Genomic DNA, 18,424 nt, shown 5'->3' on the forward strand with positions numbered 1-18,424 from the left:
TTTTTACTACGATATAAATTAGGCTTAAATCCATCCTAGCATTTTAATAACTAGAATTTCATCAATAAACCCTTCATTTCTCTTTTAATAATTATACGTTTCCTACCTTTTAGTAAGCTTAAATAATAAACGGGATCGAAAAATTAAATGATATTTATAAAAAAACTCTATTTTACAGATTAAAAATTTTTAGCAATGATAGTAAAACATATTTAGTTATCCTCTTGGATGCACTTCTCCCAGCATCCATTGCCCAGCTTTAAGCTGGGTTCTTTTTGATCTATTATTTTCCAATAAATTTCATATAACTTTTCTTATAATTTTAAGATTTTCTTATAGATAAAAAAAAGCTCAACCTTGGGGAAAGCTGAGCTCGTAAAATCTGATGTGCTACACACATCGTATCTAGGAAAGCACTTTAAATCCTAAAAACGTTAGGTAGTGAACTTTGCAATTGAATTATGTGACTTATCTCTACTTTTGTAAAGTCGATTAAATTAATCAGAATTCAAAATTTAATCGATTTTTCAACTTAAAATAGAGATTTCTTTTATTTTATTCACTTATATAATAATTAAAAATAGTTAAATTTTTTAGTTAAACTAATCCAAATATTGTTAACTATTCCTCAAAATATTACAAATTCGATAAGAAAACGATGATTTTTTATTCGCATTGTAAACAATATTATACTTTTATTAATGTTAAAACCGATCACATTAATCTATTTTTCCAATCACAATTGTAATAACTTTTAAACATTTACTTCTAAATTCCCTATGAAATATAATTATTAGCCTCTTGTAAATGTTCATTTTTTTATCAGGTTGACAATTTACTTTTCATTTGATTAGTTTTTCACCAATTTTAACATAAGTGTCAAATATCTTTAACATTCCTTTTTTTTCATTATTGACTTCATAAATTGTTACAATACAATGACCCCAGCTTTATCTCTTGTTATTGCTGGAAATGATTATGAAAAAACTTGGTTTAGCCACTGCTGTATTATTAGCCATGACCGGTGCTCATGCTTATCAATTTGAAGTTCAAGGTCAATCTGAATATGTTGACACAACTGCAAATGATAAAAACTTCACTGGTGACGTTGCTGGTACATTCTATTTAAAAAATGTTGATACCGCTAAAGGTCCATTAGCTGAAGCAGCTTTCTTGAACCAAGCTTCTAGCGTATCTTTAGGTTATAGCTACCAACAGTATGACCAAAACAATGGTTTAAACTACCACGTTGGTACATACGGCGTTAAAGGTGAGGCTTACGTTCCTACTCCTTACCTTCCTGTATATGCTAGCGCAACTTACAACCATACTGATGTTGATGGTAAAAACAACTTCTCTAAAGATGATAACGGTGACCGTTATGCATTAGAAGTTGGTGCTATGTTGTTACCTAACTTCTTGATGACTGTCGGTTATACAAGTGTTGCTAACCAATTCGCTTTAGACAACTTTGGCATCATCAGCAACGGTATCTACTCTGCTGTAAACCAAACTGCTGCGATCCAAAATGACCAAGATGCTATTACTGCACGTGCTAAATATGTAGGTCCAATCGATGGAACTAACATGGCAATCGGTTTTGAAGCTGCTGGTGCTTTCGGTGAAGAAAACCAATACGGTTTAAAAACTGACCTTTACTTAACTCCTAAGTTAAGTGTTGGCGCATCTTTCGTGGGTAACGATGGCGTAGCTGACATCAAAGGTAATGACCTTGGTGAATTCCGTCAAGCTTGGGGTGGTAACGTAAACTACTTCATTACTCCTGCTTTAGCAGTTGGTGCATCGTACATGAAAGCTGACGTTAAAAATGCGTCTACTAGCTACGATACACAAACTATCGGTTTAAATACTAAATTCCGTTTCTAATTTAATTTAGAAATCGAATTAAAAAAAGGACTCAATAGAGTCCTTTTTTTATACCTATACACCTAAATATTAGCTTCGTACAATATTTAAGAAATACAGATGACGTTCGTATTGATCAATAATGTCTTGAATTAAATCTTCTTGCGTCCAATCCATTACATCATAGTTCTGGCCACCTTCTCGTAAAAACACTTCAGCCTGAAAATATTGCCCATCTTCTGCTTCTATACGCCCCATAAGAAAACTTGGTGGCAATGTTTCACGTGAAACAACTTTATAAATAAAATTAATTTCATTGTGATGGTCTACCCTAAGCTGCATACCATCTTCAAGCTGACTAATTGAGACTTCTAAATGACGGCGTTTCAACTCATGCTTAATATTTTCAAAAGCACGGCTTACCTGATTTTCAATATATTGCTTTACTTCGTCTTCACTATGAGGATAGTGCATGATTAATCCTAGACGCTGTTGCCAGCTTCGTGGATTATGAATAGCACGCGGTGTAATTCGTGCTTCCTGAATAGCGGTCATTTTAGTGACATCAAGATGCAAGGCCTTTATTAGTCCCCAGCTCATTAACAGCATGACGACAGTAAATGGTAATGCACTCATAATGATTGAGGACTGAAGTGCAGCCAACCCACCCACCAATAATAAAATAATGGCGAGTACAGCCATAAGCACTGTCCAGAACAGACGTTGCCAAGTCGGTGAGTTTTCTGTTTTTGCAGTTAAATAGTCGGTGACTAATGCACCTGAGTCGGCCGAGGTCACAAAAAATAAAACCACTAAAACAGTTGCCAAGACATTCATTACCCCAGAGAAAGGTAAATGATTTAAAAATTCAAATAATGCGACTGATGAATCTTGTTGAACCGCCTGAATTAAGGTGGTTTGATGCTCATGGATAATGCTAAATAACGCAGCATTTCCTAAAAAGCCCATCCAGATAATGGTAAAGCCAGTTGGGATAAGCAAAACCCCAACAATAAATTCTCGAATGGTACGACCACGTGATACGCGGGCAATGAACATTCCAACAAATGGCGACCAAGAAATCCACCAAGCCCAATACAAGATCGTCCAGCCCCCAATCCATCCATTTGGCTGATAGGCATATAAATTGAACGTCATGGTAAAAAGATTAGAGAGGTATTGCCCAGTATTTTGAATAGTGGTTTGGAGTAAATAAATGCTTGGGCCAGCAATAAAAATAAATACTAAGAGAATTACAGCTAAAACTAAGTTTATTTCTGATAAACGTTTTACACCTTTATCTAGACCTAAAAATACAGATAAAGAGGCCAGAATACTCACAAAAATAATGAGTAGAACTTGAACATGAGTACTTTGCTCTACACCAAATAAATAATGCAAACCAGAATTGATCTGCGTTACCCCAAAGCCAAGAGATGTCGCGACACCAAATACAGTTCCAATCGTTGCAAAAATATCAATGCTATCGCCCAATGGGCCATAAATCTTTTTTCCAATCAGAGGATAAAGTGCGGAACGGGTCTTTAAAGGTAAATTATGTCTATAGGCAAAGTAAGCTAAAGCCAGTCCGACTACAGCGTAAATCGCCCACGCATGTAACCCCCAGTGGAAAAAGGTTACTCTTAGTGCTTGCTGTGCTGCATCAATGGTTTGTGCCTCACCACTTGGCGGGGTAACGTAATGCATGACGGGTTCAGCAACACCGAAGAACATCAACCCAATCCCCATCCCTGCTGTAAACAGCATGGCGAACCAGGACCCATTATTATAATCAGGCTGGCTATGATCAGGCCCTAATTTAATACGTCCAATCGATGAACAGGCGATATAAATCAATAAGATGAGAAAGAAAGCAACAGACAAAACATAAAACCAGCTAAATGAATCAGTGATCCATTGTTTTAATTGTTGCGTTAGAAGCTCAAAAGAACTCGGAGCAATCACCACTACTGCTAAAAACAAAGCAATAATAATGACCGTACCAAAAAATACGTTAGGATTAACGTTTGCGAACCAACTGGACTGTTTGGAAGGCATAAATCCTCCATGTTATTTTAATGACAAGTGACAGGCTTAAATGCCGATAAGATATTCATAGAATGAACAAAGCTAGGGCTTTCAATAGAGAAAGCCGATAACACTTTAAATAAACTTAAAGAATATTGCAGTTACAAAGGTGTAAATAAATTAAAACACCTCCTCCATTATTTATCTGATTTTTTTTTAGGGAGGTGGGTAATATATTGTAAAGCAATTAATCGAGTTACGATTAAGGCCAAATACATAACTCCACAGAACATTTGGAGCATGGCTAAAACGCGCGCTGGTGGGCTCAGAGGCATTAAGTCAGATAAACCTGTAGCCGATTGCAAGCTAAAGCTGAGAAATAATAGATCTAACCACGTCTGTAAATGGTGAACGTTATTTGGATTTTGAAAGCTAGACGGAAGAATAAGCTGACAAATGTTATATAAAAATGCAAAACCCCAAGCAATAAGCGTAAAAACTGCTGCTGCCGCAAACAACTCATCTCTTGTTAAATACTGATCGGCAAACATATAACGAAATAAGCCATAAGCTGCTGAAAAGTAGGCTAGCGCTTCACAGCCATGTGCAAAAACCTGAACGTATAAATTGCCATAACCCAATAAAATAAATACCGAGGATATAATCGCCCCACTCACAAATGTTAACCCGAGAAAAGTAAACATTGGGGTTTGACGAATAACCTTGGCAATAATAAGTAGCGCCAGCACCCCTAAAGCCCATGTAAGGGTGCGGTAAAATACATCATGAAAAGTCAGCATAGCCAAAATGAGTAAGATAAATTGCACAAGCAGCAACCATGCAGAAGGTAGCAATCGAAAGCTCGCCCAGAACTCGATGATAGATCGCATTATTATTTTCCTTGTTTCATTATGCTTTTTGAGGTCTAGCAAATCATACTGTACACAAAACAAGGCAAACAAGTTGTTCTTTATTAATATCTAAGCCCTAAATTGAAAATTAAATAAGTATAAAAAAAGCCCCGTAGGGCTTTTTTTAAGAATTAGATAACGATATTGCACTTAGTGATCCGATGCACCAGATGCCCCAATACCTGTCATTGAACGAACATATTGAGCATCGAAAGCAGCACGCTCTTTTTTAGCACGTGCAGAGTTATCGGTAACCGAGAACAACCAACAGCAAAGGAAAGACAACGGCATTGCGAATAATGCAGGACCATTGAATGGATTGATTGGTGTATCAGAGATTTTTAAAGTATCTACCCAAACTGCTTTAGATAGCACAATCAATACCACTGCTGTTACAAGACCAACCACACCACCAATAACTGCGCCACGAGTCGTTAAACCTTTCCAGAACATTGAAAGAACAAGTATTGGGAAGTTTGCACAGCAAGCTACAGAGAATGCCAAGCCTACCATGAACGCCACATTTTGCTTTTCAAACAAAATACCTAAAATCATGGCAAAAATAGCTAAACCAAGTGTCGCAATTTTTGACATACGAAGTTCAGAAGCAGGCGTCGTTTGACCTTTTTTGAATACGTTAGCGTATAAGTCATGAGAGATTGCAGATGCGCCTGAAAGTGTTAAACCAGCAACAACAGCAAGAATAGTGGCGAACGCTACTGCTGAAATGAAGCCCATGAATAAGTCACCGCCTAAAGCGTCACTTAAATGCACGGCTGCCATATTGTTACCACCAACAAGCTCAAGTTTGCCTGTTACTGCCATTTTTGCAACGTCAAGGAATTGCGGATTGTTTGATACGAAAAGAATCGCACCGAAACCAATAATGAAAGTTAAAAGGTAGAAGTAGCCAATAAAACCTGTCGCAACCACAACCGATTTACGAGCTTCTTTTGCATCTTTTACTGTAAAGAAACGCATAAGAATGTGCGGTAAACCAGCTGTACCAAACATTAATGCCAAACCAAGAGACAAGGCATCAATCGGGTTTGCTGCAAGTTTACCTGGCCCCATAATTTTTGCAGCATCGGTCAAGCTTACATCATGCACTTTACTGAATACTTCAATTGATTGGGTAAACATGTTGCTGAAACTAAAGCCAACTCCTTTCATGACCATGAATGCCATGAAGGTTGCGCCACTGAGTAACATTACCGCTTTGATAATTTGTACCCATGTCGTTGCCAACATACCACCAAAGATTACATAGGCCATCATTAATAGACCAACGATGACTACAGCAATGTTGTAGTTCAAACCAAATAGTAATTTGATGAGCTGACCCGCACCTACCATTTGAGCAATCAAATAGAATGCCACAACAACAAGTGAACTGACCGCAGCTAAAGTACGTACTGGTTTTTCTTCAAGACGAAATGAAACCACATCTGAAAGGTTATATTTACCAAGGTTACGCAAACGTTCTGCAATTAAGAATAAAACGATTGGCCAACCTACCATGAACCCAAGCGAGTAAAGTAAGCCATCAAAGCCCGAACTAAACACAAGTGCAGAAATACCAAGGAAAGATGCAGCAGACATATAGTCACCCGCAATTGCCAGACCATTCTGGAAACCGCTGATACCGCCACCTGCCGTATAGAAGTCTTGTGTTGATTGAGTTTGTTTTGCAGCCCACTTAGTAATGAACAAAGTGAAACCAACAAAAATTAAGAACATGATGATGGCATGCCAGTTTGTCGCCTGTTGCTCAGCTTCACCTAAGTCAGGACCTGCCATAGCTACCGTTGAATATAGCGATGTTGCTGTCAGCAAGACTTTCGCCTTTAATGAATTCCATTTCATATTAGTGTAGTCCTTTATCGTGCGTGATGGCTTCAACTTCCTTCAACGCTTCTTCACTCAACTGATCAAGGGTGTGATTTGCAATGAAGGAATACACACCACACAGTAGGAAAGATAAAACAATAATTCCTAAACCTAGCGGGATTCCCCATGTCGTAACACCACCACTAAATGAACTCATCAAAAATTCTTTGTTGTAGCCCACAAGTAGCATAAAGCCCACATAAAGCACTAACATGATGACTGTGAGCGTCCAACTTAATGCACTTTTTTTCTTGACCATCTTTTGAAACTTTGGATTGTGTAGAATCTGTTCTACTTGGTTCTGATCCATAACCAAACTCCTTGCCCAGTGCCCAGCCTTGGCCACTTTTTTAATAGTAGTTTCTCAGGATTTAAGTTAGCAAAATTCCGTGTAATTCGTAACTTAGACTTTGGTCGTTAAAATTTAATCAATTTATAGCTTTGTTTCTGCTTGGGGTATGATAGGCACAAGGTTTTAATCATGTGAGTCATATGAACAGCTGGCTGATTATTGGGGTACTCACCCTTTATATAGCACTCTTATTTATTTGTGCTTTTTTTGGTGAAAAGCATGCCAGCCGTCTGAGTACACGTGGCCGCATGTTCTTGTTCAGCTTAACCTTAGGTGTTTACTGCTCATCATGGACATTTTACGGCGCGACTGGAGCCGCTGTTCGCGAAGGCGTGATTTTCTTACCGATTTACTTAGGTCCGCTTTTATTTGTCTGGTTCGGCTATGACATTTGGCGACGTTTAGGTCGAGTACGCCAACACCATGCTATTTCATCAATTGCCGACTTTATTGCTGCACGTTACGGAAAAAGCGGTGTCTTGGCATCACTGGTTACCATTTTGGCCGTAATCGCAATTATCCCCTATCTGGCCCTACAGCTACGTGCGATTGCTTTAAGTACGTCTGTCATTATGGAACAGAATGCTCATATCCATACAACCACCAATAGTGTTTTGCTTTTAACCAGTGTACTGGCTATTTTGGCCATGATTTTTGGTACAAGACAAATCGCCAATACCGAGCAACATGGCGGCCTCATGCTCGCCGTCGCATTTGAATCTTTTGTAAAATTATTCGCACTCATTTGCGTCGCTTTATTTTTTATTTTTGAAACACCAGCGAACCTAGTCCAAGTTACAGCCGATGTGAACCAAACATTTCAGGAAGTTCAGTTGTTTGGAGTACCTGAAACATTCTGGATTCAGACCTTATTGGCAGGTTTAGCAATTATCTGCCTGCCACGTCAATTTCATGTGGCAGTAGTCGAGCTGCGTGACGAAAAGCATATCCGTGGTGCGCGTAAATGGTTTGCGGTTTATCTCATTTTAACAATTTTAGCCATTATTCCGATCGCAAGCTGGGCGCTGCATGCAGCACCGAAGTTCTTGACTGTACCTGATGTTGCCGTATTGTCATTACCGCTTAGCTATAACCAAGAAGGGCTGGCTTTACTGGCTTTTTTAGGTGGGTTCTCTGCATCGACAGGTATGTTACTGGTTTCGTCAGTTGCCCTGTCTATCATGCTAAGTAATGACTTAATTATGCCTGCGCTCTGGCGTTTTAAAGTGCTCTCGCGCCATGATAAGCATCTTCCTAAAGTTCTTAAGTTTAGTCGCCGCATTAGTATTGTTGCAGTGATGCTCCTTGGTTTTTTATTCTTCCATTTCTTTAATGATATTAACCAGCTTTCAGTATTTGGTTTATTGGCTTTTAGTGCTGTGGCTCAATTTGCCCCTGCTCTTATTGGTGGTTTGTACTGGCGTGGTGGAAGTCGTCAGGGCGTATATGCGGGACTCATCATTGGATTTTTAATGTGGAGTTATACTTTACTATGTCCAACGATCTTACGTAGTTTGCCAGAAGCCTATCAGGAAGCGGCTCAGAGTATTTTGCTTTTTGGTCCTTTTGGAATCAATGCGTTACGCCCTGAATCATTATTTGGCTTTGAATCATTTGCACCACTCACACATGGTGTAATTTGGTCGCTTGGTTTAAATATTCTTTTATATATCTGGATTTCTAAACTCTACCGCCCAAGTGTGGCAGAGCAAATTCAGGCGGAAAGTTTCTTCTATTATGAAACAAAACCATTGCCATCACCGCACACCTCTACCGATTTAACCTATTTACCGCATGATGCAGCACGTTTAAAAGTAGGTGATCTCTTTGCACTTGCCAAAAGAATTACTGGTGAGCAACCAACAACACAAGCCTTTGAAAATTTCTGTGAACAAAATCATTTAATACTTAATGAAAATAGCATTGCGAATGGTATGTGGTGGCGGTTTACCGAGCAATATCTAGCCGGCATTATTGGGGCGGCCTCTGCACGTACTTTGCTCACTACAGCAATGATTAATAATGGTCTGGCTTTAGGCCAAGTTGCTAATATTTTGGACCAAGCCTCGCAATGGCAACGTTTTAACCAAAACCTGCTCATGACCATGATTGACCACATGACCCAAGGTGTCAGCGTAGTTGATAAAAATATGTGTCTAGTGGCATGGAATAATCAATATTTAAAACTGTTTGGTTACCCTAAAGACTTGGTGTACGTTGGCTGTCCAATTGCCGACTTAATTCGTTATAACGCTGAACGCGGTGAATGTGGCCCTGGTTCAGTCGAAGAACATGTACGCAAACGTTTGCACTGGATGAAAGTTGGAAGTGCTCATGAATTTGAACGAATCCGTAAAGATGGTCGGGTTATTCAAATGCGGGGTAACCCTATTTCAGGTGGGGGCTTTGTTACTACGTTTGCCGACATTACCGCCTTCCGTGCGAATGAAGCAATACTCGAAGCTCGCGTAAAAAACAGAACCCAGCAGCTTGCCGATGCCTTAACCGAACAGCAACTTGCACGTGAACAAGCCGATATGGCAAATATGTCGAAAAGCCGCTTTATCGCCGCGGCAAGCCACGACTTATTACAACCCATGCATGCCGCTCGCCTGTTTAGTACCGTTCTTGAACAAAGCATTGCAACAGAAGAAGACCGTCAGACTTTGCAGCAACTTGATCGTGCTCTATATGGTGCAGAAAGCATGCTCTCTGCCCTACTCGATATTGCCCGTTTAGAAGGCGGCAGCATACAGCCAAAAAGACAGCCCTATCCTTTACATGATTTACTCAGCGATCTTGAACTACAGTTTAAATCGATTGCTGCTCAGCGAAATATTTCACTGAAAGTTCATGATGTATCTTTCTGGATTGACACAGATCCCCAATGGATTCGACGTATTATTCAGAACTTTGTCAGCAATGCTTTACGCTATACAGCAAAAGGCCAAGTAGTTGTGGGTGTTCTACGCTCAGCGCAACAGTCGGGTCATATTCGTATTGGCGTGTGGGATACAGGACCAGGAATTGCGGAAGAACAGCGAATTAAACTGTTTCAAGAGTTTGAACGCTGTGGACATCTATCACCTTGGGGAGAACAAGGTCTAGGCTTAGGGCTGGCTATTGTGCAGCGTATGACAGGTTTGCTGAATTATCCAGTTCATGTCTACTCTCAGCTCGATAAAGGCTCATGCTTTATGATTGAAGTTCCAGTCGTAGAAGCACCAAAAGTCATTACCCCAACCGTGCAGACAGTACCTTTAAAAACCAAAGCCTACCGTATTTTATGTCTGGACAACGATGAAACTATTTTAGAAGGTATGAGTAGTTTATTAGGTAAATGGGGCTATCAGGTCTTTAAAGCCACTGAACCCGAACAAGCGCTTGAGATTATTCAAAAGGAAAATATTCAGGTCTGGCTCATCGACCAACACCTGAATAACAACCAACTCGGCGTCGATTTTATTATGCAAAATCGACAGCAGGATATTCCAGTTGCTTTAATTACCGCTGACTCTCACCCCGAGTTACCTCAGCAGCTTAAAGAGCTGAATATTGTTTTACTCAAGAAACCACTTAAACCTGCTTCATTAAGAGCTTGGTTATCTGGGCTTAAAATTGCCAGCACAGCAGATTAAATATTTTCTCTTCCAGACTTTTTATAGGTTTGGGAGAGATCCTTGGCAAAAATTATTGGCTTAATTTAAGCCAATAGGCAGAACTGCTCAAAAAGTCTACTTTTACCCAAGAAATAATTGACCAAACTTTCCAATGCCCCTTTTCCTATGGCAAAGCCCACCTTTTTTGTAAGTGAACACGTGTACACCTAGTTACAATTTAATAAGCTTATATTTTTTATAAGAAAATAAACCAAAAACTCTCATATACAACTTTAGTCGTATTCCACTTGCATTCTTCATGTTCCATAAATAATCGATGTGCATTTTATATGCTTCAAGATTTCATAGCCCATTTCCAATTTATAAAACATCCATACCAACTTATTAATGCAAAGGACAATTGCCATGAATACTTTTGATACATCCCAACAAGGGCAACTCTCATCTCAACAGTTTTATCGTCAATACAGTGCCAATGCTTTACTTCCTGAATTAGATTGGCAAAGTATTTTTCCCAACAGCAAACTCAATGAAGCACATATCAAAGCATTAAATACCATTTATCAGTGCGCCGTTCCGCTCGCGCTCAATATTTTTCATGATTTGAATTTTGATGTATTTGCCCCAGCTGCTTACCATCCACAAGGTTTGGGTCTATTTGATAAATTAGGTCAACAAGAAGAAAACTTCTTACAAGTCCTCACTGCGGAAAGTGAAAATCTAGATCACGATACCCGTCATCAAATCTGGAGCATGTTGCTTCGCGGAGGGGCTGTACTCGTTTTCAAAGCTTGGCTTGGTCATGTCAAACTCGGAGAAAATCAGTTAGACATGACTCAGTTTGATGAACTCTCTGATTTACTCTTTATTAAGACTCATCCAGATCAACTTGCTGAACGTCTACATGTTGATGCAAAAGCAAAACTCGACCATATCTTCTTAATGTATGGCAACGATATTTTCCTTGATCGATTCAACAGCCTAGAAACAGCTGCCCTGTTTGTTGATTTGGGTGTTTATGATGCGGCGTTCTTAAGCTTGCGTGATGACCGCGTAGCTGAATATTTAAAAATGAAACGTTATGTGACGCAAGAACAAATTGATGATTTGCAATGCGCACTCAACCCATTGTACTGCGACAGCCTAACCCCAAAACAAGACTGCCTTGCTTAATTCACATATATAAAAAAGACCTCAATTGAGGTCTTTTTTTTAATTTTTAGATTTTTCTATCTTCAATATTTAATGCACTAATTGCCAGTACTGCCTGTGTTCGGTTTTGCACACCCAATTTTCTAAAGATGGCTGTCACATGGGCTTTAATCGTTGCTTCTGAAACATCTAGCTCGTAGGCAATCTGTTTATTTAATAAGCCTTCTGCAACCATCATCAAAACACGGAACTGCTGAGGCGTTAATGACTGAATACGTTCTGCCAATGCCGTTTCATCTGCCGCTCGAGGGTCAAGATTAAGGTTAGATGGCAAGTTAGGTGGTAACCAGATATCACCTTCTAAGACCTGACGAATCGCTTCGCCAATATGGCTTGGATGCGCAGATTTAGGGATATAACCCATCGCGCCATGTGCAATCGCACGCTGAATGATTGAAGTTTCTTCATGTGCAGAAACCACAATAATTGGAATAGCTGGATACTGTGCTCGCACATAAACCAAAGCAGAAAAGCCTGAAGCACCCGGTAAATTTAAATCAAGCAATACCAGATCAGGTTCTGCCCCATTTTCCAAACGCTCATAAAACTCATCAACCGAAGCTGTTTCATGAATTTGTGCCTGTGGCAGGCTATAACGTACTGCTTGAATTAAAGCATGACGAAACAAAGGATGATCATCAACGATTAAAATATTCATAAGCGATTAAAGTAATCTTGAGCATAATTGTGGCCTATTGTAACCCTACTATTTAGATGAAAGATACGTTCATCTTATCCATTTTTATGCAAAATGTTGATAAATGCAGAACTTAGCAAAAATTTTCAGATGTTTTTTAACTTTTAATCAAAATTAATCTGTTTTTTATATAAGCTTCCTTTTTATTATAAAAAATATATCACCAATAATTATATAAAATAAAAACAATAACTTAATAAAAAAACAAAGTATAAAAATCCACTATTTATCTTTTATATTTAAAACAGATAAGGTTGACCAATTTCGTTATTTTACAGTTTACCGTCGTTGTTGATTAATAGGTCCAATCACCTTTTTTAGGCTTAGGAACCAAATTATGACTGGTATCACATCACCAAAACCTTTGAATATTGTTGCTGTTTCTGGTGGCTTAAATACCCCATCTAAAACGGAAAGTCTGGTTCAAGCCATTCTTGATGAATTATCTGAAGCAATCGATATTAAAGTTCATTTTATTAAATTAAGCGAAATTGGGCCTTTATTAGGCGGCGCATTTTATCGCAACCAACTTCCACAGCGTGTACAAGATGACCTTGCAGCGGTTGAAGCAGCAGATGCTTTAATTGTAGGTACACCTGTTTACCGTGCTTCTTTCACAGGTTTGTTCAAACATTTCTTCGATTTTGTTGAACAAACAGCTTTGGTTGATGTGCCTGTACTTTTAGCTGCATCTGGCGGTAGTGATCGACATGCGCTTGTACTCGAGCATCAGCTTCGTCCATTGTTTAGCTTCTTCCAAGCACAAACTTTACCAATTGGCGTATATGCAACAGATCGCGACTTTACTCCTGAATACACGGTTAAAAGCGAGCAATTAGCAGATCGTATTACGCTAGCAGTAGCTCGCGCATTACCAATTTTAGAATGGGCACCAGCCAAAGGTAAGCGTGCTGAAGTCATCAAATCTAAATCTCAGCAAGCGAACCAAGAGCTTGGGATTAATAAACAGATTGAGCAAGAAGAAGTCTTACCTTCAGCAGCCGTTCCAGATCTTGATGCAGCGGAATCTCGCTTACATCACAAGTCTGGCAAATCATTAACGCATGTTGCCTAACCGCAATATGTCTAAATAAAAATAACGAATTTGGGAGAGCGCACCATGACGCAATTACAACAACCGATTAAATTTGCTTATTGGGTACCAAATGTAAGCGGTGGCCTTGTAGTAAGTAACATCGAGCAGCGTACAGACTGGAGTTACGACTACAATGTTCGACTTGCACAGGCTGCCGAAAAAAATGGTTTTGAATATGCGCTCACTCAAATTCGTTTTACGGCGGGCTATGGGGCAGAAAATCAGCATGAATCAGTCAGTTTCAGTCATGCATTATTAGCAAAAACTGAAAAACTTAAGGTCATTGCTGCTATTCTGCCCGGCCCTTGGAAACCGGCACTCGCTGCTAAACAACTTGCAACAATCGACTATCTAACCGAAGGCCGTATTGCCATTAATGTGGTCAGTGGCTGGTTTAGAGGAGAATTTGATGCGATTGGTGAAGAATGGCCAGAGCATGACCAACGCTACGTCCGCTCTGAAGAATTCATTCGCACTCTAAAAGGAATCTGGACCACCGATAACTATAGTTTCGATGGTAAATACTACCAATTCCAAAACTACACACTTAAACCGAAGCCTTTACAAAAGCCTTATATTGAAGTGTTTCAGGGTGGTAGCTCCCGCGCTGCACGTGACATGGCTTCTCGTGTATCTGACTGGTATTTCACCAATGGTAATACGGTAGAAGAGATTCAAAAACAAGTCGAAGACATTCGTACTAAAGCAAAAGCCAACAATCATCATGTCAAAATTGGGGTGAATGCCTTCATTATTGCCAGAGATACCGAAGAAGAAGCAAAAGCGGTACTTCAAGAAATTATTGATAAAGCCAATACGGAAGCCGTGAATGCATTTGGCGATGCAACACGTGAAGCAGGTGCAGCCTCACCAGAGCAACAAGGTAACTGGGCGAAATCAAGTTTTGAAGATCTAGTGCAATATAACGATGGTTTTAAAACCAATTTAATTGGTACACCCCAACAAATTGCAGAGCGTATTGTGGCGCTTAAAGAGGTTGGTGTTGATTTGATTCTTTCTGGATTCTTACATTTCATTGAAGAGGTAGAATATTTTGGGGAAAAAGTTCTACCGCTCGTACGCCAATTAGAACTTCAACAAGAAAAGGAGATAGAAATTCAAGCCAAATCAGCCTAAAAAACTTCAGTTAAAGCAGCGCAAGACAATAAAAACAATAAATTAAAAATAAAGACTTATTGGCTCCAAGACTCGGCTTGGAGCCTTTATTTTTTAAGATTTTTCAACTTCTCGAATCACTGTTTCAACCGAATAGCGACACCATTTTGAAAGTTTCTCAATAAATTCATTTAATGCGGAGGGCTCGAAATGGCTGACAATCATATAGCAAGCATTGCCCATAACTTTAAAGCATTCATCGATTTGTTCATATTGCTTAACCAAATTTTCAATTTCTTCAAATGCGCGTTGTTCATTTAAATGTAAATGAATAAATTGTTTATGGCTGTATTGAACGGCAATGGTGTAATTTTTGATAATCCCTGCATCCATTAACTGAGCAATTCGAGCGCCCACCGCCTGTCCTGTCCGATGGACACGCTGCCCAATTTCTTTATTGGTTAGCCGAGAATCCTGTTTAAGTAATGCAATAATTTTTAGATCAATCGGGTCTAATTCAATATTCATTTTTCATGGCGAAAGAAAACTGGCGATAATGCTTTCATCTGACTATAGCTGATTTTACTGGCAGAGAATAATCTTGTTTTATCTCATATCAACAAGAGTGATCTCATGAAACAAGCACTATTAATTATCGATGTACAAAATGATTATTTTAAAAATGGCAAAATGGAATTGGTTGGGCCAGATCAAGCACTAGAAAAAATAAAACAGCTTGAACAATATTTCAGTGAGAAAAACCTTCCAATTATTTATGTACAACATATTAACCCACCACAGGCCAGCTTCTTTCAAGAAAATACCGACGGTGTTTTACTTCACCCTGAACTCAACGCTCAAAATGATGCATTAATTGTGATAAAGCATTATCCAAACAGTTTTTTAGAAACCAATTTAGATGAACTTTTAAAAGCACATCAAATTGAGCAACTCGTGATTACAGGCATGATGACGCATATGTGTATTGACTCAGGGACACGTGCCGCTAAGGAGCTAGGTTATCAACCAATCTTAATTGCAGATGCCACCGCAACACGTGATTTAAGCCATGACGGAAAAACTGTAAAAGCTGAAGACGTGCAAACTGCTTTTTTAACTGCGCTTAGTACGTTTGCGAATGTACAGAATACTGCCGATTTTCTAGCAAAATCTTAAATAAGGTCCAATAAAAAAGCCCCATTTGGGGCTTTTTTAAAAATTAGTTTTGCTTATCAGGATAGACCGTTGCGATTAACTGATCTACCACAGCAGGTTCAGCCAAAGTTGAGGTATCACCTAAACTATCTAACTCATTTGCCGCAATTTTTCTTAAAATACGGCGCATGATTTTACCAGAACGCGTTTTAGGTAATGCTGGTGCCCAGTGTAGTGCATCAGGAGATGCAACTGGTCCAAGCACTTTACGTACCCAATTAATTAATTCTTTACGTAGTTCTTCCGACTCTGGAACACCCGCTTGTAAGGTCACAAAAGTACAAATACCCTGCCCTTTAATATCATGTGGCATTCCCACCACCGCAGCTTCTGCTACTGATTCATGCGACACCAAAGCGCTTTCAATTTCAGCCGTCCCCAGACGGTGACCTGAAACGTTTAAGACATCATCTACGCGGCCTGTAATCCAGTAATAGCCATCTTCATCACGGCGAGCACCATCACCTGTAAAGTAGTTATTTTTAAAGGTCGAGAAATAAGCTTCAATAAAGCGATCTGGATCACCCCAAATGGTACGCATTTGGCCTGGCCATGAATCTTTAATGACTAGATTGCCTTCTGCTACACCTTCTAGCTCATTACCTTCACCATCTACAATGGCAGGTTGAATACCAAATAACGGACGTGTTGCGGAACCCGGTTTTAAAGCTGTTGCTCCCGGCAATGGCGCAATTAAAATACCGCCAGTTTCGGTTTGCCACCACGTATCAACAATTGGGCAACGGCCTTCACCAACTACATTGTAGTACCAGTTCCAAGCCTCAGGGTTAATAGGTTCACCAACCGAACCGAGTAAACGCAAGCTACTACGATTACTTTCGCGCACATAAGTGTCGCCCTCACGCATCATGGCGCGAATCGCAGTTGGAGCCGTATATAAAATAGAGACTTTGTGCTTATCGACCACATGACCAAGACGTGCCCATGTTGGATATTGAGGTACCCCTTCAAACATTAAGGTTGTGGTGCCATTTGCAAGTGGGCCATAAATCAGATAACTATGTCCTGTAATCCAGCCTACATCTGCCGTACACCAGTACACATCATCTTGTTTTAAATCAAAAACTTCTTTAAAAGTACTTGTTACATAGACTAAATAACCACCTGTGGTATGCAAGACCCCTTTAGGCTTACCTGTAGAACCAGATGTATAGAGAATAAATAATGGGTCTTCTGCCTTCATAGGCTCTGGAGGACAGTTTGCATCAACCTCCATAATAATAAGGTGATACCACAAATCACGGCCCGGCTTCATTTCAATCGGGTTCGCATTACGGTAAACCACAACTACATTTTCAACACACTCTGTACCCGGCAACGCTAAAGCCAAATCGACATTTTCTTTGAGTGGTAACAACTTGCCCGCACGTAGACTTGAGTCTGCTGTAATCACAAGTTTAGCTTGGCTATCTTCAATACGACTTGCCAAAGAATCTGGCGAGAACCCACCAAATACCACACAGTGAACCGCGCCAATACGAGCACACGCTAACATGGCAATTGCAGCTTCAGTGACCATTGGCATATAGAGCACAACGCGATCACCTTTACCAATGCCATATTTCTTTAAAACGTTGGCAAAGCGGCAGACTTCATCATGTAATTCTTTATAAGAAACGATTTTATGGCGAGAAGGATGATCACCTTCCCAAATAATTGCAGGTTTATGAGGATGTTCTTTAAGATGCCTGTCTAGGCAGTTTGCCGATACATTCAACTCACCATCAGCAAACCATTCAATTTTGAAATTGTCTTTGTCAAAACTCGTATTTTTAACTTGGGTAAATGGCTTTATCCAATCGACAATTTTAGCTTGCTCTGCCCAGAATTCATCTGGGTTCTCGATAGAGTGTTGATAACGTTTAAAGTAGTCTGCTTCAACAGTACGAGCTGTTTTTTTAAATTCCTCTGGTACTGGATAGATCTCATTCATACGCAACTTCCTTGATCTTGTGCATCCCATCTCGAGACTGTGGCTATTATTTTACTGGATCTTATTTGCATGCCTTTGCAGTATGATGGCTCTTTCAAAGTCCAAACAATGCGACTTTGGTCATATATTAACCACCTACTCAAGCATACGAAATTGTGAACATTTTTATAAAATTAAGTTGATTTAAAACATTTGTCTATAGGGTCTGTTCATACTTTATATATAAATTGCGTTGTAAGCTAAAATTTCACGAAACAAGGCATGAAATGCAGAAAATAGCGTCTCTATTGTCAAATTTCATAACGCAGTTTTGGGTAATTTTAGCTACAACCCTTTGGGACAGAAATACTTTTTGATGCTGTGTCGTTAGACATTACTCATTTAGAATGACTAAATATTCATAATATCTGCCTAACATCATCTAAAAAGTATTCTCTGTCGCAATCATAGATAAAATATAAACAGAC

At 39.4% G+C, this 18,424-nt stretch carries 13 protein-coding genes; 6 read left to right on the forward strand and 7 right to left on the reverse strand.

Annotated features, from left to right (window positions below; genetic code table 11):
* The first annotated feature begins 978 nt into the window (after window positions 1-978).
* On the forward strand, window positions 979-1,887 hold the full coding sequence (omp33-36, locus tag ACPF64_RS03205; RefSeq protein WP_005038066.1) for a porin Omp33-36: 909 nt from the start codon (window positions 979-981) through the stop codon (window positions 1,885-1,887).
* A 69-nt stretch (window positions 1,888-1,956) separates the two neighbouring features.
* On the opposite strand, the gene ACPF64_RS03210 is transcribed toward omp33-36, so the two are convergent.
* The 4 genes from ACPF64_RS03210 to ACPF64_RS03225 all read right to left on the reverse strand — a co-directional run bounded on the left by ACPF64_RS03210 (window position 1,957) and on the right by ACPF64_RS03225 (window position 7,005).
* Window positions 1,957-3,924 carry a BCCT family transporter gene (locus ACPF64_RS03210; RefSeq protein WP_005038064.1) on the reverse strand — a complete coding sequence of 656 codons (1,968 nt, stop codon included), beginning with the start codon at window positions 3,922-3,924 and terminating at the stop codon, window positions 1,957-1,959.
* A 167-nt stretch (window positions 3,925-4,091) separates the two neighbouring features.
* Window positions 4,092-4,784, reverse strand: coding sequence for an ion channel (locus ACPF64_RS03215; RefSeq protein WP_426455565.1), 693 nt, complete (start codon window positions 4,782-4,784; stop codon window positions 4,092-4,094).
* 171 nt (window positions 4,785-4,955) lie between these two features.
* Window positions 4,956-6,671: a cation acetate symporter gene (locus ACPF64_RS03220; protein WP_056482207.1), complete on the reverse strand. Its 1,716-nt coding sequence runs from the start codon at window positions 6,669-6,671 to the stop codon at window positions 4,956-4,958.
* A 1-nt stretch (window position 6,672) separates the two neighbouring features.
* Window positions 6,673-7,005 carry a DUF485 domain-containing protein gene (locus ACPF64_RS03225; RefSeq protein WP_426455566.1) on the reverse strand — a complete coding sequence of 111 codons (333 nt, stop codon included), beginning with the start codon at window positions 7,003-7,005 and terminating at the stop codon, window positions 6,673-6,675.
* 182 nt (window positions 7,006-7,187) lie between these two features.
* On the opposite strand from ACPF64_RS03225, the gene ACPF64_RS03230 reads away from it, so the two are divergent.
* Complete coding sequence (locus ACPF64_RS03230; protein ID WP_426455567.1) at window positions 7,188-10,685, forward strand: hybrid sensor histidine kinase/response regulator; 3,498 nt, start codon at window positions 7,188-7,190, stop codon at window positions 10,683-10,685.
* Window positions 10,686-11,072: 387 nt separating this feature from the next.
* A complete protein-coding gene (locus tag ACPF64_RS03235) occupies window positions 11,073-11,840 on the forward strand; it encodes a hypothetical protein (RefSeq protein ID WP_426455568.1) in 768 nt (255 codons plus the stop codon).
* Window positions 11,841-11,886: 46 nt separating this feature from the next.
* Here ACPF64_RS03235 and ACPF64_RS03240 read toward each other — a convergent pair whose 3' ends face one another.
* Window positions 11,887-12,537 (reverse strand): response regulator, encoded by a 651-nt coding sequence (locus tag ACPF64_RS03240; RefSeq protein WP_003654038.1) that lies wholly within the window; start codon window positions 12,535-12,537, stop codon window positions 11,887-11,889.
* Window positions 12,538-12,913: 376 nt separating this feature from the next.
* Between ACPF64_RS03240 and msuE the strand changes: the two genes are divergently transcribed.
* Window positions 12,914-13,651 carry an FMN reductase gene (gene msuE, locus ACPF64_RS03245; RefSeq protein WP_004639934.1) on the forward strand — a complete coding sequence of 246 codons (738 nt, stop codon included), beginning with the start codon at window positions 12,914-12,916 and terminating at the stop codon, window positions 13,649-13,651.
* A 45-nt stretch (window positions 13,652-13,696) separates the two neighbouring features.
* The gene (gene sfnG, locus ACPF64_RS03250; protein WP_005038056.1) at window positions 13,697-14,809 is read left to right on the forward strand and encodes a dimethylsulfone monooxygenase SfnG; all 1,113 of its coding nucleotides are present in this window, start codon (window positions 13,697-13,699) and stop codon (window positions 14,807-14,809) included.
* Window positions 14,810-14,902: 93 nt separating this feature from the next.
* Here the strand turns inward: sfnG and ACPF64_RS03255 are convergent, their stop codons facing one another.
* Window positions 14,903-15,316 (reverse strand): Lrp/AsnC family transcriptional regulator, encoded by a 414-nt coding sequence (locus ACPF64_RS03255; protein WP_005044234.1) that lies wholly within the window; start codon window positions 15,314-15,316, stop codon window positions 14,903-14,905.
* A gap of 105 nt (window positions 15,317-15,421) precedes the next feature.
* On the opposite strand from ACPF64_RS03255, the gene ACPF64_RS03260 reads away from it, so the two are divergent.
* Window positions 15,422-15,964, forward strand: a complete 543-nt coding sequence (locus ACPF64_RS03260) for a cysteine hydrolase family protein (protein ID WP_004639941.1) — start codon at window positions 15,422-15,424, stop codon at window positions 15,962-15,964.
* Window positions 15,965-16,007: 43 nt separating this feature from the next.
* On the opposite strand, the gene acs is transcribed toward ACPF64_RS03260, so the two are convergent.
* On the reverse strand, window positions 16,008-17,957 hold the full coding sequence (gene acs, locus ACPF64_RS03265) for an acetate--CoA ligase (RefSeq protein WP_426455569.1): 1,950 nt from the start codon (window positions 17,955-17,957) through the stop codon (window positions 16,008-16,010).
* Between the last annotated feature and the right edge of the window lie 467 nt (window positions 17,958-18,424).

The sequence above is a fragment of the Acinetobacter sp. KB005 genome, assembly GCF_049949095.1.
GTDB classification, from domain to species: domain Bacteria; phylum Pseudomonadota; class Gammaproteobacteria; order Pseudomonadales; family Moraxellaceae; genus Acinetobacter; species Acinetobacter calcoaceticus.

Excerpts from the sequence above, each read along its gene's own strand:
- omp33-36 (WP_005038066.1), top strand. The coding sequence starts at position 979 with ATGAAAAAACTTGGTTTAGCCACTGCTGTATTATTAGCCATGACCGGT.
- ACPF64_RS03210 (WP_005038064.1), bottom strand. The coding sequence starts at position 3,924 with ATGCCTTCCAAACAGTCCAGTTGGTTCGCAAACGTTAATCCTAACGTA.
- ACPF64_RS03215 (WP_426455565.1), bottom strand. The coding sequence starts at position 4,784 with ATGCGATCTATCATCGAGTTCTGGGCGAGCTTTCGATTGCTACCTTCT.
- ACPF64_RS03220 (WP_056482207.1), bottom strand. The coding sequence starts at position 6,671 with ATGAAATGGAATTCATTAAAGGCGAAAGTCTTGCTGACAGCAACATCG.
- ACPF64_RS03225 (WP_426455566.1), bottom strand. The coding sequence starts at position 7,005 with ATGGATCAGAACCAAGTAGAACAGATTCTACACAATCCAAAGTTTCAA.
- ACPF64_RS03230 (WP_426455567.1), top strand. The coding sequence starts at position 7,188 with ATGAACAGCTGGCTGATTATTGGGGTACTCACCCTTTATATAGCACTC.
- ACPF64_RS03235 (WP_426455568.1), top strand. The coding sequence starts at position 11,073 with ATGAATACTTTTGATACATCCCAACAAGGGCAACTCTCATCTCAACAG.
- ACPF64_RS03240 (WP_003654038.1), bottom strand. The coding sequence starts at position 12,537 with ATGAATATTTTAATCGTTGATGATCATCCTTTGTTTCGTCATGCTTTA.
- msuE (WP_004639934.1), top strand. The coding sequence starts at position 12,914 with ATGACTGGTATCACATCACCAAAACCTTTGAATATTGTTGCTGTTTCT.
- sfnG (WP_005038056.1), top strand. The coding sequence starts at position 13,697 with ATGACGCAATTACAACAACCGATTAAATTTGCTTATTGGGTACCAAAT.
- ACPF64_RS03255 (WP_005044234.1), bottom strand. The coding sequence starts at position 15,316 with ATGAATATTGAATTAGACCCGATTGATCTAAAAATTATTGCATTACTT.
- ACPF64_RS03260 (WP_004639941.1), top strand. The coding sequence starts at position 15,422 with ATGAAACAAGCACTATTAATTATCGATGTACAAAATGATTATTTTAAA.
- acs (WP_426455569.1), bottom strand. The coding sequence starts at position 17,957 with ATGAATGAGATCTATCCAGTACCAGAGGAATTTAAAAAAACAGCTCGT.